Annotated in this window: 14 protein-coding genes; 4 read left to right on the top strand and 10 right to left on the bottom strand. The window is 68.6% G+C overall.

Annotated elements, in window-relative coordinates:
* Position 1: 1 nt before the first annotated feature.
* The 4 genes from V5F84_RS21570 to V5F84_RS21555 all read left to right on the top strand — a co-directional run bounded on the left by V5F84_RS21570 (position 2) and on the right by V5F84_RS21555 (position 4,151).
* Entirely contained in the window at positions 2–292 is a 291-nt protein-coding gene (locus V5F84_RS21570) for a hypothetical protein (protein ID WP_394042890.1), read from the top strand.
* Entirely contained in the window at positions 289–1,335 is a 1,047-nt protein-coding gene (locus tag V5F84_RS21565; RefSeq protein WP_394042889.1) for a gamma carbonic anhydrase family protein, read from the top strand. Before V5F84_RS21570 ends, V5F84_RS21565 begins: the two co-directional genes overlap by 4 nt.
* 102 nt (positions 1,336–1,437) lie before the next feature.
* Positions 1,438–2,013 carry a cob(I)yrinic acid a,c-diamide adenosyltransferase gene (locus V5F84_RS21560; RefSeq protein ID WP_394042888.1) on the top strand — a complete coding sequence of 192 codons (576 nt, stop codon included), beginning with the start codon at positions 1,438–1,440 and terminating at the stop codon, positions 2,011–2,013.
* A gap of 437 nt (positions 2,014–2,450) precedes the next feature.
* Positions 2,451–4,151 (top strand): hypothetical protein, encoded by a 1,701-nt coding sequence (locus V5F84_RS21555; protein ID WP_394042887.1) that lies wholly within the window; start codon positions 2,451–2,453, stop codon positions 4,149–4,151.
* Between the two features lie 191 nt (positions 4,152–4,342).
* Here the strand turns inward: V5F84_RS21555 and V5F84_RS21550 are convergent, their stop codons facing one another.
* The 10 genes from V5F84_RS21550 to V5F84_RS21505 all read right to left on the bottom strand — a co-directional run bounded on the left by V5F84_RS21550 (position 4,343) and on the right by V5F84_RS21505 (position 15,215).
* A complete protein-coding gene (locus tag V5F84_RS21550; protein WP_394042886.1) occupies positions 4,343–5,548 on the bottom strand; it encodes an ABC transporter substrate-binding protein in 1,206 nt (401 codons plus the stop codon).
* Between the two features lie 204 nt (positions 5,549–5,752).
* Positions 5,753–6,088 carry a GIY-YIG nuclease family protein gene (locus tag V5F84_RS21545; RefSeq protein ID WP_394042885.1) on the bottom strand — a complete coding sequence of 112 codons (336 nt, stop codon included), beginning with the start codon at positions 6,086–6,088 and terminating at the stop codon, positions 5,753–5,755.
* 94 nt (positions 6,089–6,182) lie between these two features.
* The gene (locus tag V5F84_RS21540) at positions 6,183–6,836 is read right to left on the bottom strand and encodes an SRPBCC family protein (RefSeq protein ID WP_394042883.1); all 654 of its coding nucleotides are present in this window, start codon (positions 6,834–6,836) and stop codon (positions 6,183–6,185) included.
* Between the two features lie 17 nt (positions 6,837–6,853).
* Positions 6,854–7,675, bottom strand: a complete 822-nt coding sequence (locus V5F84_RS21535; RefSeq protein ID WP_394042881.1) for an XdhC family protein — start codon at positions 7,673–7,675, stop codon at positions 6,854–6,856.
* Positions 7,676–7,689: 14 nt separating this feature from the next.
* A complete protein-coding gene (locus V5F84_RS21530; protein WP_394042880.1) occupies positions 7,690–8,898 on the bottom strand; it encodes a vWA domain-containing protein in 1,209 nt (402 codons plus the stop codon).
* Positions 8,898–9,776 carry an AAA family ATPase gene (locus V5F84_RS21525; RefSeq protein WP_394042879.1) on the bottom strand — a complete coding sequence of 293 codons (879 nt, stop codon included), beginning with the start codon at positions 9,774–9,776 and terminating at the stop codon, positions 8,898–8,900. Before V5F84_RS21525 ends, V5F84_RS21530 begins: the two co-directional genes overlap by 1 nt.
* Positions 9,777–9,831: 55 nt before the next feature.
* On the bottom strand, positions 9,832–12,270 hold the full coding sequence (locus V5F84_RS21520; protein WP_394042878.1) for an aerobic carbon-monoxide dehydrogenase large subunit: 2,439 nt from the start codon (positions 12,268–12,270) through the stop codon (positions 9,832–9,834).
* Positions 12,267–12,767, bottom strand: coding sequence for a (2Fe-2S)-binding protein (locus V5F84_RS21515; protein ID WP_394042877.1), 501 nt, complete (start codon positions 12,765–12,767; stop codon positions 12,267–12,269). The genes V5F84_RS21520 and V5F84_RS21515 overlap by 4 nt, the downstream gene beginning before the upstream one ends.
* Positions 12,768–12,793: 26 nt before the next feature.
* Positions 12,794–13,660, bottom strand: coding sequence for an FAD binding domain-containing protein (locus V5F84_RS21510; protein ID WP_394042876.1), 867 nt, complete (start codon positions 13,658–13,660; stop codon positions 12,794–12,796).
* A gap of 193 nt (positions 13,661–13,853) precedes the next feature.
* The gene (locus V5F84_RS21505) at positions 13,854–15,215 is read right to left on the bottom strand and encodes an MHYT domain-containing protein (protein ID WP_394042875.1); all 1,362 of its coding nucleotides are present in this window, start codon (positions 15,213–15,215) and stop codon (positions 13,854–13,856) included.
* Positions 15,216–15,243 lie beyond the last annotated feature (28 nt).

Genomic DNA, 15,243 nt, shown 5'->3' with positions numbered 1-15,243 from the left:
CATGCGGCTGAAGCGGGCCGATGTGAAGGCCGCGCGCAGCCGGGCGCGCGGCGGCGATGTGGGGGCGGCGCGCCTGCTCCTGGCGCATAGCGTGGCCTGCGGCCATGAACGGCTGGCCTTGCGTCGCTATTTCTTCGCGCGGATGCTGGGGGCAAGCGATCTCGCCGAGTTCGAGGCCTTCTGCGGGCAAGTCGCTGCGCGGCTGGCGCAGGACGAACTCAAAGCCATGGCCCGTGATGCCGTGGTGCTGGCGGATCGCCTGCAAAATGGTCTGCACGGGAGCGCCGCATGAGTGATCTTCTTTCCACCCCGCCTTTCATCCTGCCCTACCAGGGCATCTTTCCCGTGATGCCGGACCTGCGCCACGCCGGCGCGCGCTCCGCCGTGATCGGGCGGGTCACGCTCGGCCCGCGCGCCTCGCTCGGCGCGCTGGCCTTGCTGCGGGCGGACGGGCATGTGGTGGAGATCGGCGCCGATTTCTTCATCGGCGATCGCGGCACGGTGCATATCGCCCATGAGCTTTATCCCGCCCTCGTCGGCGATCGAGTCACGGTGGGCCGCAACGGCGTGGTGCACGCCTGCACCGTGGGCAGCGATTGCGTGATCGAGGAGGATGCCGTCATCCTCGACGGATCGGTGGTGGAAGACGGGGTGATCCTGGAGGCCGGCGCGGTGGCCTTCCCGCGCTCCAAGCTGGAGGCGGGCATGGTCTATGCCGGCATTCCCGCAAAGCCGGTGCGCCCCGTGGAGCCGGGCGAGATCGCGCGCCGCGCGGCGCGCCTGCGCGCGGTGCCAGACGCGGTGCTCGCGCCCGCCCGTGCCCCGGCGGAGCTGGACATCGACCCCTCGACCTTCATCGCCGCCACCTCCACGGTGGCGGGAAAATTCCGCGCGGGTCCGCGCTCCAGCGTGCTGTTCTCCTGCGAGCTGGATGCCGGCGACAGCGAGATCGTGCTCGGCGCCAATTCCAACATCCAGGACAACACCATCATCCGCTGCGTGAACGGGCCGTTCGTCATGGCGGCGGACGCGGTCATCGGCCACAATGTGATGCTGGAGAATTGCACCATCGGCACCGGGGTCCTGGTGGGCATGGGCAGCCATGTGGCGGCGGGCACGGTGTTCGAGCCCGACGTTCTGCTGGCGGCGGGCGCGCGCACCGCGCCGGGGCAGGTGCTGGAGAGCGGCTGGCTCTGGGGCGGCAGCCCGGCCCGCAAGATCTCCCCCATGGATGAGAGGAAGCGCGCCATGATCCCCTGGATCATCGGCACCTATCGCGACTACACGGCCGGCTTCCTCGCCAGCCAGAACGAACTGAGAGCGGTGCCGGCCTGAGCGGCGGACCGCAGGGTCACGCGTCGGGCATGGCGCCCGGCGCGTGAAGGCGGACCGCCCGGCACAGGGCGGCCGCCGGGCGCGAGCCGAGGGAGAAACGACATGACCAATCTTGCAGGCTGGAGCACCTCCGCCGGAGACGCCGGCATCACCCGCCTCGCCACCGGCGCGCGGGTGGAGAAGGACAGCCCCACCATCGAGCTGATCGGCGCGGTGGAGGAACTGGCCGGCTGGCTCGCGCTGCTGGCGGAAAGCGGCGCCTCCGGCGAGGCCGGGCAGGCGCTCGCCATCGCCCGGAACGACGTGCACGAACTGCTTCAGCAGGTGGCGGCGCCCGGCGCGCCGCAATTGTCCATGGCTTACGTGCGCCGGCTGGACAGCCTTATCGGGCGCCTGGAGGCGGATCTTCCGGTGGTCGCGGCGACGCTGGTTCCCGGCGGCTCGCTGCCGGCGGCCCATGCCGCCGTCGCGCGCGCGGTGTGCCGGCGGGCGGAACGGCGGCTGGTCTCCCAGGCCGAGATCGACCCGCCCGCGCCGGGCAGCGCCGGCATCGCCTATGTGAACCGGCTGGGCGATCTTCTCGCCCTGCTGGCCCGCGCGGCCAATCGCGACGCCGGCCGTCCCGAACCGCGCTTCGACCGTTCGCTGAGCCTCTCGCCGGCCCCGGCGCTGGACTGACGCGCGTCGCCCCGGCGGCGTATTCCGGCGCGCCTTCCGGACCGCCAAATGGCCCGCGCTGCGGGCAATCCCGCGCGTCCCATCGCGGCATCGCCCCATCGCGGCGCTGGATCGGCGGAACAAAGCGCGATCCGCCGCCGCGCGCCGATTCGCGCCCGATCCGTTCGCCCCCTGTTCGCCTGCATGTCCGTGTCGAGGCTGCCGCTGTCCCGCGATGGCACGCGGCGGTGGATGAACGCGCCCGATTACGAAAGCTTCCGCATCCGCCGCCCGACGAGGCGTTGCATCCCCCCAAGCGCGGGAATAAAGCTGGCTCTGCGGCGCGATCGTGAGCACTAAAAGCGTGCGGGGCTCACGTAATATTACGAATATGCGACATTATCGGGGGGGCGATGGCGTTCGAGAACACTGCATCCTTGGCCGGCGGGGGCCGGGTCATGATGTCTCGCGTCCTGCTTTATGTTCTAACCTTCATCGCTCTCCTATGCGCGGCGCTGGTGGTGCTGACCACCTTGCGGGCGATGTACGATGCTTACATCCCGCTTCCTTTCATGGACCAATGGGCGGTCGTTTCCGTCCAGGATTGCATTGATCAGCTCTTCAGCCAGCACAATGAGCATCGCATCGTTGTGTTCCGGCTTATTTCCATTCTTGACCACATGCTTTCGCATGGAACCTATCTGGTCAATTTCTATGTCAGCATCGCGATGCAATTGGTCCACGCCGTTGCGTTCACGGTGCTGGTCTATTGGGCCGGGGTGCGGGGAACATTGAATGTCGTCCTGGCGGGAGCGATCGCGCTTGGATATATGTTCTGGGGCGGGCAGTGGGAGAATTTCCTCTATAGCTTCCAGACCCAGTTTTTCGCGGTCTTCTTTGCGGGAACACTTGCCTTTGCCGCCATCGCCGCCTTGCCAGGATGGGCTGGGGTCGGCGCCGCCTCGCTGTGCGCCGCCCTGGCCGTCGGGTCCATGTCGAATGGCGTTCTCGTCTGCCTCCTCCTGCCGCCGCTGGCCCTCTGGCTGCGCCGGCCGTGGCGCGAAACCGCCGTCCTCGCGGGCGTGGCGGCGGGGCTGATCGGGCTCTATCTGCTCGGCTATCAATCGCCGGATCCCGATCTGACGCCCTTCGCCGCGCTGCTCAAGCCGCTGACGTCGCTGCGCTATACGCTCGCCTATCTGGGCCAGCCGCTGGAAGAGCTTCTGCGGGTGCAGATGGCCGCCGTGCAGGGCCATCGCCACTTGGTCGCCATCGTGATGGGCGGCATCGGCGTGGGCCTCGGCGTCGGCGCGGGCGCCGTGCTGCTGGCCCGCCCCTCCGTCGCGACGCCGGCCCGGCTGGTGCTGCTGCATGTGATCGTGTTCATCGCCGCCTCCGCCGCCCTGACCTCGCTCGGGCGGCTGACCTTCGGCGTCGGCCAGGCGCTGGCCAGCCGCTACCTGACGCCGAGCCTGGTCTTCTGGCTCGCGCTGACCTTCTTGTGGTGGAGCCTGCTGCCCGATCGCGTCCGGCTGGTCGCGCCGGCTTCGGCGGTCTTTGCGCTGGTGCTCATGGCCGGCTATGCGCGCACGGTCGAGGACGTGGTGGAGGCCATGCGCGTCACCCGCAACGGCGCCGCGACGGCGCTGCTGTCGAACGTGCGGGACAATGCGGAATTCGGCAGGATTTTCCTCGATCCGCAGGTGGTCGCCGAGCGGGCGGTCCTCTTGCGCCGGCAGCGTCTCACGCTGTTCGCGGACCCATGGGCGGGCTGGATGGGAACGCCGCTGGCGGCCCATGCGGCGATCGCGCCCGCCACGTCCTGCCTCGGTGCGTTCGAAGGCGCGCAGGCCGTGCCGGATGCGGCGCCGGGCAGCGCCTTCCGGGTGACGGGCTGGGCCTGGGATGCGGCGCGGGCCGGGGCGCCTGAGAAGATCCTCATGGTCGATGCCGCCGGCACCATCGTCGGCTACGGCCTCACCGATGGCCGCCGGCCCGATGTTCCGGCGGCGATCCCCGTGGTGACGCGCCAGGAAGTGGGCTGGCGCGGGCATGTGAAGCTGACGGAACCGACGCAGGTGGGCGCCTTCATCCTGCTGGCGGACGGGCGCTCGGCCTGTCCCCTGGGCCGTCCCCGGCTGCTGGGCGCGCCGCTTTAGGGCCAATCGACAATCGTGGCTTGAGAGGCCGTTGCAGCAGGGCATCGTCACGCACGGGCCCGTCCCGTGCATCCACGCGGCACCGCCGGCATCGGCGCTTCGGGGGCCGCGCCGGCGGCCCGGCCATGACGACGCCTGCGCGCCCTTATGCGAAGACCCCCTCCCGGCCCGGGAGGGGGCCGTCCCGCGGCTCAGCTCTTCACGAGCGGGCAATTGCCCTCGTTGAGGGGGCGGAAGGCCTCGGCGGCGGGGATGGTGGCGAGGGTGTTGTAGATGTCCCACTCGCCCTTGGATTCCGCCGGGGTCTTCACCTCGAACAGATACATGTTATGGATCTGGCGGCCGTCGGCGCGCACCTCGCCCTTGCCGAACAGCGGATCGTCGGTGGGGATGGCCTTCATCTGCGCCACCACCTTGGCGGCATCCTTGGACTTCGCCGCCACGATCGCCTTCAGATAATGGGTCACGGCCGAATAGACGCCGGCATGCACCATGGTGGGCATGGTGCCGCCCATGCGCTCGCCGAAGCGCTTGGAGAAGGCGCGCGTGCCCTCATTCTGGTCCCAATAGAAGGCTTCGGTCAGCACCAGGCCCTGCGCCACCTTGAGGCCGAGGGAGTGCACGTCGGTCAAGAAGATCAGCAGGCCGGCGAGCTTCTGCCCGCCCTGGGTGATGCCGAATTCGGACGCCTGCTTGATGGTGTTGGTGGTATCCGCCGCCGCATTGGCGAGGCCGATCACCTTGGCCTTGGAGCTTTGCGCCTGGAGCAGGAAGGAGCTGAAATCCGAGCCGCCCATGGGCGCGCGGGCGCTGCCGAGCACCTTGCCGCCGGATTCCGTCACGACTTTCGCCGTGTCGCGTTCCAGCGCATGGCCGAAGGCATAGTCCGCCGTGATGAAGAACCAGGTATCGCCGCCGCGCTTCACCATGGCGCTGCCGGTGCCGTGGGCGAGCGACCAGGTATCGAAGGTCCAGTGAATGGTATTGGGCGCGCATTTCGGGCCGGTGAGGTCGGACGTGCCGCCGCCGGAGACGATCAAGACCTTGTTCTTCTCGCGCGAAACCTCGTTGACGGCGAGGGCGACGGCCGAGTTCGGCACGTCCATGATCATGTCGACGCCTTCCTCGTCATACCATTTGCGCGCGATGGCGGAGCCCACGTCCGCCTTGTTCTGATGGTCGGCGGAGATGATCTCCACCTTGATTTCCGGATGGGTCTTCTGGAAATCCTCCACCGCCATCTGGGCCCCGACGACCGAGCCCTGGCCGGCGAAATCCGCGTAGATGCCGGTGCGGTCGTTCAGCACGCCGATCTTGATGGGCGGCACGCTCTGGGCGAGGGCTGGTCCGGCGACGGCGGCGCATAAGGCTGCGATCACGAGGCGTGATGCGATCATTAGGTTTCTCCCGCAATGTTTTCATTTCGGCTTTGGCGAGCCTTAACTGAATTCGGAATTCAGTGTTCAGATCGTGGCTGAAACGACGGGGGAGTCAACCTTCGAACAGCTAGGGAGGGCACTTTTGCGGGGCCGGGCGAACGAAAATACGTGAAGCAGTGCATGACGTTAGGTCATGTTCAGGCGGCGGGGCGCGTTCTGGATTCAAAGCAGGGCGGCGCCGAGCGTCGCGCGCCAATGGTCGAGCCGCTCCTTCAGCAGGGCGTCGCGCACATAGGCATTGTCCTCCGGGTCCAGGCGCTCGATCTCATGGAAGGTGAAGGCCGCCGAGCCATGGGCCTGCCAGGCCGCCTGGAGCGTGCGGTTCGAGCCGCCGCCCTGCCGCAGGCTGAACCAGATGCGGTTCTCTATGGTGGAAAGGTCCGGCGCCCGCCCGAGCCAGCATTCGCCCGTGGAGGCGCAGCGCACGGCATAAATGCCCGCGACGCGCTTGCGCTCCCGATAGGCGGCCACCGCCGCCTTGCGCGTTTCACTCTTCATGTCCGGCCTCATCGTCCGCGCCACCTGGCGAGGCTCGTTATATCCGGGTAATATTAAATTTTCAATATTACCCGGATATTTTAGGCCGGAGCCGTCAGCGCGCGCCGAAGCACATGGGGAAAGCGGTCTGCCCCGCCGCATGGGCGTGGGTCCCATTGAGGCAGCAGGGCGGCACCAGCAGGACGCCGGCCACCAGCGCGCCCGCCGTCGCCTTGCCGAACAGGCCGCCGAGCCAGCCCTTGCCGGCCTTCTCGGTCCCCTCGGCGGGGGCGGCGGCGTCCGGTTCCGGCTCCGGCGCGGCGGCCGGCGGCGGAGCGACGATGGCGCCGAAATTGGTGAAGAATTCACCCGCCAGCTTCTTCGCCGTGGCATCGATCAGCCGCGCGCCGAGCTGGGCCAGCTTGCCGCCCACGTCCGCGCTCACCTCGTAATAGAGCAGGGTCGCGGTGCCCTCGGGCATCAAATGGACCTTGGCCGAGCCCTTGGCGTAGCCGGCAAGCCCGCCCGAGCCTTCGCCGGAGATGGTGTAGCCCTGGTCCGGCACGATGTCGGACAAGGTGACGGCGCCCTTGAACGAGGCCTTCACCGGCCCCACGCGCAGCACCACCACGGCTTCCATCTGCGTGTCCGAGGTCTTGGCGATGCTCTCGCAGCCGGGGATGCACTGCTTCAGCACCTCGGGATCGTTCAGCGCCGCCCAGACGGCCGCCGGGCTGGCTTCGATGCGCTGTGAGCCGTTCATGTCCATGGGATATCTCTCTTTTTCTAAGAAACGGCGCCGCGCTGGTCGCGCCTGCGCACCAGCACGAGTTCCGCGAGGATGGAAAGCGCGATCTCCTCTGGCGTGATGGCGCCGAGATCGAGGCCCGCCGGGGCCTTGACGGCCTCGAGCCGGGCTTGCGGAACGCCGGCCTCGCGTAGCTTGCCGGCCAGCGTCTCCGCCTTGCGCCGCGATCCCACGAAGGCCACATGCCGGGCCTCCAGGCCGAGCGCGGCGGTCAGCGCGGCGAGATCGCCCGCGCCCTGGGTGGAGACCACGACGAAGCGCGGCCCGCTGGCCGGCGGCGGCGCAAAGCCTTCCGCCATGCGATCGGCGCCGGCGAATTTCCCATGGTCCGCCGCCGGCGCGGCGGCGGTGACGCTGAAGCCGAACTGCGGCGCCAGCGCAACCAGCGCGACCGCAACGGGAGAAGCGCCCATCACCACCAGCTCCGGGCGCGGCAGCACCGGTTCCACGAAGATGTCCATGGTGCCCTTGGAGGGGCACATGTTGGAGACGTAGCGCACGCCCTCGCGGGTCTCCCCGGCGTGCACGCCGAGATCCTCCAGCAGGTCTTCCGGCTGGATCGAGACCAGGCGCGGCTGGCCGTCGGCGAGGGCCTCGCGGGCCGCCTTCAGCGTCGCTCCGCGCGCGCAGCCGCCGCCGATCCAGCCCGCGAGCACCGTGCCGTCCGGCAGGATCAGCGCCTTCGCGCCCGCCTTGGCGGCGGTGACGGAAACCGTGCGCACAACGGTGGCGAGGGCAAACGGCTGCTCCTTCTGCTTCATGCCGTCCATGAGCGCGAACATGTCGATGGGACTGGTCATGGCGCTTCCTCCCGTCATAGCCGGGCCAGATAGGGTTCGAGGGCTTCCAGGCTCTCCAGATTGTGGGCCGGCGCGAACAGGTCCACGAACGGCAGTGCCGCCTTCATGCCGGCCGCCTCCGGGGCATAATCGCGCCAGCCGATCATGGGGTTGAGCCACACGATGCGGCGGCAGCGGCGGTGCAGGGCCGCCATCTCGCGCGCCAGAAGCTCCGGTTCGCCGGTGTCGTAGCCGTCGGAGACGATCAGCACGGCGGTGCGCGAATGGAGCGTGCGCCCGGCGTGCCAGCGGTTGAAGGTGGCGAGGCTCGCGCCGATCCGCGTGCCGCCGCCGACCCCCTGGGCCATCAGGCCGAGCCGGTCCATGGCGCGCTGCGGGTCCTTCTCCTTCACCGCGTCGGTCACGTCGATGAGGCGGGTGTGGAACACGAAGGCGGCGGCCTCGCGGAAACTGTCCAGCGCGCCGTGGATGAAGCGCACGAACACCGCCACATAGGGGCTCATGGAGCCGGAGGCATCCAGCAGGATCACCAGCTTCAAGGGCTTCGGGCGGCGGCGGCGATGCACCAGCTCCACCGGCACGCCGCCGCGCGCCACGCTGCGGTGGAGCGTGCGCCGCAGGTCCAGCCGGGCGCCGGTGCGGGCGGCGCGGGCGCGCCGGGTGAGGCGTGCGCGCATGGCCTTGGCGAGGCGCTGGGCCAGCGCATAGGCGCGCTCCAGCTCCTGCGGGTCGGCGATATGGCGGAAGTCGGTCGTCTCCAGCCGCTCGGCGCGGGAAGCTCCGGCGCGGCGCTGCCCGGCATCGCCCTCATCGCCTTGCGCCGTGCTGCCCGGCACCCGGTCCACCCGGCTCACCGGCCCGCTGCCGCCGGCCTCGGGTGCATCCGCACCTGGGCGCGGCGGCAAATTGGTGGGGTTGCGGCGCTGGTCCGCCAGGCGGACGCTGGCGCGCAAGTGCTTCTCGAACCAATAAGCGTCGAACAGATCGTCGAATTTCTCCCAATCCGAGCGGCGCGAGGCGAACAGGGCGCGCAACGCCGCGCGCAGTCGCGTGCGGTCCGCAAGGGCGGGCTCGGCGATCAGACGCAGGGCGTCGCCGCTCTCCGCAAGGCCGGTGGCGAAGCCATTGTCACGCAGCGCCCGCACGAAGCCCGCGAGCCGCGTGCGCACGATCGCGCCCGCCGGCGGCGGATCGGGACGGGGAGAGGGCGCGGGCGCGTGCATCAGGCCACCTGTTCCAGCAGGCGGGAGACCACCTCGCGCGGCAAGGCGCAGCGATCCTCATGGGTCTTCAGCAAGGTGATGAGCAGGTCGTAGACGCTCTCGGGATCGTGCCGCAGGTCTTTCAGCCCGATGCCGGTGAGGGCGGCGGCGAAATCCAGGCTCTCGGCGACGCCCGGCACCTTGCGCAGGTCTTCGCGCCGCAGGTCGCGCACGAAGCGCGCCACCTGCAGCGCCAGCGCCGCGTCGATGCCCGGCACGCGGGTCTTCAGGATGGCGGCCTCGCGGTCCACCTCCGGGAAATCCACGAAATGATAGAGGCAGCGCCGGCGCAGCGCGTCGGAAAGCTCGCGCGTGCCGTTGGAGGTGAGCACCACGCGGGGAATGGAGCGCGCCGTCACCGTGCCCAATTCGGGAATGGTCACCTGGAAATCGGCGAGGATCTCCAGCAGGAAGGCTTCGAATTCCTCGTCCGCCCGGTCCACCTCGTCGATCAGCAGAACGGCGGGTGTGATGCTGCGGATCGCCGCGAGCAGCGGGCGTTCCAGCAGATAGTCCTGCGAGAAGATCTCCGCCTCCACCGCGCGCGGGCTCTCGCCGCTGCCCTCGCGGGCCTTGAGGGCGAGGATCTGGCGCTGGTAGTTCCATTCGTAGAGGGCGGCGTTCTGGTCGAGGCCCTCGTAGCATTGCAGGCGGATCAGCGGCGCGCCGTGCACCTTGGCGAGCGCCTGCGCCACCGCCGTCTTGCCCACCCCGGCCGCACCTTCCAGCAGCAGCGGACGGTGCAGCAGGTCCATCAGATAAAGCGCGGTCGCAAGGTCGCGGTCGGCGAGATAGCCGGCCTCGGCGAGGCGCTGCGCGATGATGTCCCGGTCGCTCATGGTTGCGTCGCCATCGAAAAAGAGGGGAGGGCGCCTCTGCGCCCTCCCTGGAGGATCAGGCGGCCGCGGCTGCGGATTTGTGCAGGCCGAGCTTCTCGGCGGTCTCCCACATGCGCCAGGCATCGTGCGGCATGTCGATATGGGTGGTGCCGAGGAAGGAGAAGGCGTCGTTCACCGCATTGGAGAAGCACGGCACGCCGCCCACATGCGGGCTTTCGCCCACGCCCTTCGCGCCGATGGGATGGTGCGGCGAGGGGGTCTCGGTGAAGTCGGTCTCCCAATGGGGCGTCTCCACCGCCGTGGGCAGGAAGAAGTCCATGAAGGATGCTCCCATCACGTTGCCCATGGAATCGTAGCGGATCTCCTGGCCCATGGAGACCGCGAAGGCCTCCGTCAGCCCGCCATGGACCTGCCCCTCGATGATCATGGGGTTGATGCGGGTGCCGCAATCATCCAGGGCGTAAAAGCGGCGCACCTTGAACACGCCGGTGTCCACATCGATGTCCATGACGCAGAAATAGGCGCCGAACGGATAGGTCATGTTGGGCGGGTCGTAATAATTCACCGCCTCCAGGCCCGGTTCGAGATTGGGGATCGGCTGGTTGTAGGAGGCCCAGGCGATCTCCTTCATGCTCTTGCGCTTCTCCGGCAGGCCCTTCACCTGGAAGCCGTCCACGTCCCATTCGAGATCGTTGTGATGCACTTCCAGGAGGTGCGCGGCGATCATCTGCGCCTTCGCGCGGATCTTGCGCGCCGCCATGGCGGTGGCGGCCCCCGCCGTGGGGGTGGAGCGCGAACCGTACGTGCCGAGGCCGTAGGGGGCGGTGTCGGTATTGCCCTCCTCGATCATGATGTCGTCGGCGGGGATGCCCAGCTCGGTGGCGAGGATCTGGGCATAGGTGGTCTCGTGCCCCTGGCCCTGGCTCTTCGTGCCCATGCGGGCGATCACCGAGCCGGTGGGATGGATGCGGATCTCGCAGCTGTCGAACATGCCGATGCCGAGGATGTCGCAATTCTTGGACGGCCCGGCGCCGACGATCTCGGTGAAGAAGGAGACGCCGATGCCCATGATCTCGCGCGTCTCGCCGCGCTTGAACGCTTCGCGCTTGGCCGCCTGTTCTGCGCGCAGGCCGCGATAATCCACCGCGTTCATCGCCTTTTCCATGGCGAGATGGTAGTCGCCGGAATCATATTCCCAGCCCAGCGCGGCGTGATACGGGAATTGATCGCGGCGGATGAAGTTCTTCACCCGCAGGTCCGCGCTGTCCATGCCGAGCTTCTGCGCCAGCACTTCCACCGCCCGCTCGATGGCATAGACCGCTTCCGTCACCCGGAACGAGCAGCGATAGGCCACCCCGCCCGACGCCTTGTTGGTGTAGACGCCGTCCACCTCCAGATGCGCCACCGGGATGTCGTAGGAGCCGGTGCAGATGTTCATGAAGCCGGCGGGCCATTTGGACGGGTCGGCGCAGGCGTCGAAGGCGCCATGGTCGGCCAGCACATAGCAGCGCATGGCGAGGATCTTGCCGTCCTGCGTCGCGGCCAGCTCCGTGGTCATGTGATAGTCGCGGGCGAACGAGGTGGTGGAGAGGTTCTCCATCCGGTCCTCGACCCATTTCACCGGCTTGCCGAGCACGATGGAGCCCACCACGGCGCACACATAGCCGGCATAGGCGCCGACCTTGTTGCCGAAGCCGCCGCCGATGTCGGGGGCGATGACGTGGATCTTGTGCTCCGGCAGGCCCGAGATAAGCGAGACCACGGTGCGGATGACGTGCGGCGCCTGGAAGGTGCCGTAGAGGGTCAGCTCGCCCTTGATCTTGTCCATGGAGGCGAGCGCCTGGCAGGTCTCAAGCGGCGAGGGATGTGTGCGGTGATAATAGAAGGTCTCCTTCACCGTCACCGGGGCTGAGGCGAAGGCTTCGTCCGTGCCGTCCTTCTCGCCCACTTGCCAGTTGAAGATGTGGTTCGCATGGCGGCGCGGGCCGTGGGCGCCGACCATCTTGTCCACGATGTCCTCGCGCAGCACGGGCGCATCCGGCAGCAGCGCCTTGGAGGGATCCACCAGGACCGGCAGCTCCTCATATTCGCAGTCGATCAGCTCGATGGCGTCGGCGGCGATATAGCGGTCGTCGGCGATGACGAAGGCGACTTCCTGGTTCTGGAACAGCACCTTCTCGTCCGCCAGCACGGCCTGTACGTCGCCCGCCAGCGTCGGCATGTAGTGCAGGTTCAGCGGCTTGAGATCGGCGGCGGTCAGCACCGCGCGCACGCCGGGCAGCGCTTTCGCGCGGGAGGTGTCCAGCTTCTTGATGCGGGCATGGGGATAGGGCGAGCGGTAGAAATCGCCGAACAGCATGCCGGGCAGCTTGATGTCGTCGACATAATTGCCGCGACCCTGCGTGAAGCGGATGTCCTCCACGCGCTTGCGCTTGCAGCCCATGCCCTGGAGGCGCGCCTCGCGCTCCGCCTTGGTCGGTGTGAGGTCGTTCATTCCGCAGCCTCCTGGAACGGCACGCCGTTGATCTTGGCGGCGGCGTATTGAATGGCCTTGACGATGTTCTGGTAGCCCGTGCAGCGGCAGATGTTGCCGGCGATGCCGAAGCGGATTTCCGCTTCGCTCGGATCGGGATTTTCCAGCAGCAAGCGATGGGCGCGCAGGATCATGCCCGGCGTGCAGAAGCCGCATTGCAGGCCGTGCATCATGCGGAAGCCTTCCTGCAAGGCGTGCAGCGTGCCGTCGGGCGCGGCCATGCCCTCGATGGTGGTGATCTGCGCGCCCTCGGCCTGCACCGCGAACAGGGTGCAGCTCTTCACCGACTTGCCGTCGAGATCCACCGTGCAGGCGCCGCAATGGGAGGTGTCGCAACCGATATGGGCGCCGGTGAGCAGCAGGTTTTCGCGGATGAAATGGATGAGCAGCGTGCGCGGCTCGACGAGCCCTTCGACCGCATCGCCGTTCACCGTCATGGAGACGTGAACCTTCGCCATTTTGGGTTTCCTCGCGGAGTTGGGGATCAGCCGGCGGCGCGGGCAAGCGCCCGCGCCAGCGCGCGTTCGAGCATGATGCCGGCCATCTTGGTGCGATAGGCGGCGGTGCCGCGCCCGTCGGTGGCCGGCTGCGTGATGGCCTCGGCGGCGGCGATGGCGCGGGCGATGCTCGCCGCATCCGCGCCGGTGCCGGTGAGGATGTGCGCGGCCTCTTCCGCCAGCAGCGGGGTGTCGCCCACATTGGTGAGCGCGATGGCGCAGGTCGCGATCCGCCCCTCCGCCTTGGTGAGCACGACGGCCGCCGCGGCGGTGGCATAATCGCCGATCTTGCGCTTCAGCTTCTCATAGGCCGCGCCGTGCCCTTGCGGCGGCACGGGAATGGAGATTGCCGCGAGCATCTCCCCCGGCTCCAGCGCGGTGAAATAGGCGCCCTGGTAGAAATCGCGGGCGGCGACCTCGCGCGCGCCCTTCTCCCCGGCCAGCTGGTAGGTGGCGTCCAGCGCCATCATCACCGCCGGCATGTCGTTGCCGGGATCGCCATTGGCGACATTGCCGCCGAGCGTGCCCACATAGCGCACCTGCGGATCGGCGATCAGCAGCGCGGTTTCCTTGAGGATCGGCAGGGCGGCGGAAAGGTCGGCGGAGGCGATCAGCTCGGCCTGGGTGGTCATGGCGCCGATGAGGATGCGCCCGCCCTCGTGGCGAATGCCCTTCAGGTCGGCGATGCCGGCGAGGTCCACCAGATGCTCCGGCGTCGCCATGCGCAGCTTCATCATGGGGATCAGGCTGTGGCCGCCGGCCAGCGGGCGGGCATCCTCGCCGAGCCGCGCCAGCAGCGCGACCGCCTCCGGCAGGCTTTTCGGCCGGTGATATTCGAAGCGACCGGGAATCATGGCGTCTTCCCCTCTGGACAGACAGGTCAATCGACTTGGTCTTGTTCCAAAGAGGCTCGCCGCTCTCGCGTTGCAGCAACAAGAGTAAAGGAATCAACGGCTTCGTGTGGTCATGAAGCGCGGCGGATGGCGCATGAAATGCGGCAGGAAGGCTGACCGTTCGCCACGAAATGCGGTGCCTGAACTGACCTATTCAGGCCTTCGCGGCGCTCACCCGCTGCTTCAGCGTGGAAAAGCGCGCACGTGCAACAGGGATGCTGCGTTGCAGGACCGCGTCGATCTCGGCCGCCCCCGCATCCCCCACCCGCCGCACCGCCTCGATATGGGCGAGGGCGACGATATAGCTGCGGTGAACGCGCATGAAGGCGGCGGGGTCGAGCAGGCCGTCCACCTCGCCGATGGTGTGCTGGCAGAAGAATTCGTGCGCGCCGTCGGAGATATAAGTGTAGCGGGCATTGGCCCGCACGAACACGATCTCCCCCACCGGCAGGGCGCGGCGGTGGCCGTCCTTCTCCACCTCGATCTCGCGGGCGAATCGGCGCGCGGCACCGTTCGCGGGCGCCGGCGCGGGGCCCGCGTCGTCCAGGAAGGGGGACGGCGCGGGCAAAGCGGGCTCGCGCGGCGGGTCGACCGCGGGGACCGGCGTCAGCGGCGGCGGTGTCGGCGGAGAAAGGGGGGCGGCATCGCGCGGATGCGGATCCGCTGCGTTCGCAGCCACCCCGCCCGGATTCGCGCGCCCCGCGTCCGTCGCTCTCGCGTCCGCTACCCGCGTATATATCGCGGCCCCTTCCCCCGCGCGGCCGTCCGCGGCGCGGGCGGCGGCGGGGGCGGGTTCGGCAGGGGCGGGATCGTGCTCCGGCATCAGCGAAAGCAGGAAGCCGCCGGAGATCAGGAACGACACCACCGCCACGATCATGGCCATGAAATCGTGCGACAGGCTCGGCGTCGCGGCGGCGGCGAGTGGCGCGCCGTGGTCGGCCATCACGCTCATGCCGGCCATGGCGGTATAGTGCATGCCGGAAATGGCGAGGCCGAGCAGCACCGCCGAGGCCATGCGCGAGGCGCTGACGAAGGGCCGCTCGATCTGCCACAAGGCAAGCGCGCTCGCGGCCACCGCCACCACCCCCGCCGCCAGCACATAGCGCGGCGCATGGTGCATGTGGCCGGGCATGTCGATGGCGGACATGCCGACATAGTGCATGGCCATCACCCCCGCGCCCATGGCGAGCGCTCCGCCGGCGATGCGCAGCGGGCGGGGATGGGAGGTGTGCACGATCAGAACGCCGGCGCCCACCATGAGCACGCAGATGAGAAACGACACCAGCGTGGGCAGCACCAGGAAATCCACGCCAAATGGAAACTGCGCCGCCAGCATGCCGACGAAATGCATGGACCAGATGCTGACCGCCAGCGTCACCGCCGCCGCCGCGAGCGCGAGGCGCCGGCGCACGCCCGCGCTGCGGTCCACCTGGTCCGCCAGCAGCAGGCTCACATAGCTGCCCTGGGCCGCGATCAGCAGCGACAGGGCCACCAGCCAAGGATTATGGGCGAGCACGTCACCTCTCCCGGCACGACGCGCGGGG

The organism is Roseixanthobacter liquoris (genome assembly GCF_043195135.2).
Lineage (GTDB): Bacteria > Pseudomonadota > Alphaproteobacteria > Rhizobiales > Xanthobacteraceae > NCEH01.
The sequence above is the reverse complement of the archived record's forward strand: the minus strand, read 5'-3'. Positions and strand labels throughout refer to the sequence as shown.

What these genes read in the sequence shown, in the direction of transcription:
- V5F84_RS21545 (WP_394042885.1), bottom strand. Translation starts at nt 6,088, where the DNA reads ATGAAGAGTGAAACGCGCAAGGCGGCGGTGGCCGCCTATCGGGAGCGC.
- V5F84_RS21570 (WP_394042890.1), top strand. Translation starts at nt 2, where the DNA reads ATGCGGCTGAAGCGGGCCGATGTGAAGGCCGCGCGCAGCCGGGCGCGC.
- V5F84_RS21535 (WP_394042881.1), bottom strand. Translation starts at nt 7,675, where the DNA reads ATGACCAGTCCCATCGACATGTTCGCGCTCATGGACGGCATGAAGCAG.
- V5F84_RS21510 (WP_394042876.1), bottom strand. Translation starts at nt 13,660, where the DNA reads ATGATTCCCGGTCGCTTCGAATATCACCGGCCGAAAAGCCTGCCGGAG.
- V5F84_RS21540 (WP_394042883.1), bottom strand. Translation starts at nt 6,836, where the DNA reads ATGGACATGAACGGCTCACAGCGCATCGAAGCCAGCCCGGCGGCCGTC.
- V5F84_RS21530 (WP_394042880.1), bottom strand. Translation starts at nt 8,898, where the DNA reads ATGCACGCGCCCGCGCCCTCTCCCCGTCCCGATCCGCCGCCGGCGGGC.
- V5F84_RS21520 (WP_394042878.1), bottom strand. Translation starts at nt 12,270, where the DNA reads ATGAACGACCTCACACCGACCAAGGCGGAGCGCGAGGCGCGCCTCCAG.
- V5F84_RS21525 (WP_394042879.1), bottom strand. Translation starts at nt 9,776, where the DNA reads ATGAGCGACCGGGACATCATCGCGCAGCGCCTCGCCGAGGCCGGCTAT.
- V5F84_RS21560 (WP_394042888.1), top strand. Translation starts at nt 1,438, where the DNA reads ATGACCAATCTTGCAGGCTGGAGCACCTCCGCCGGAGACGCCGGCATC.
- V5F84_RS21515 (WP_394042877.1), bottom strand. Translation starts at nt 12,767, where the DNA reads ATGGCGAAGGTTCACGTCTCCATGACGGTGAACGGCGATGCGGTCGAA.
- V5F84_RS21550 (WP_394042886.1), bottom strand. Translation starts at nt 5,548, where the DNA reads ATGATCGCATCACGCCTCGTGATCGCAGCCTTATGCGCCGCCGTCGCC.
- V5F84_RS21555 (WP_394042887.1), top strand. Translation starts at nt 2,451, where the DNA reads ATGATGTCTCGCGTCCTGCTTTATGTTCTAACCTTCATCGCTCTCCTA.
- V5F84_RS21565 (WP_394042889.1), top strand. Translation starts at nt 289, where the DNA reads ATGAGTGATCTTCTTTCCACCCCGCCTTTCATCCTGCCCTACCAGGGC.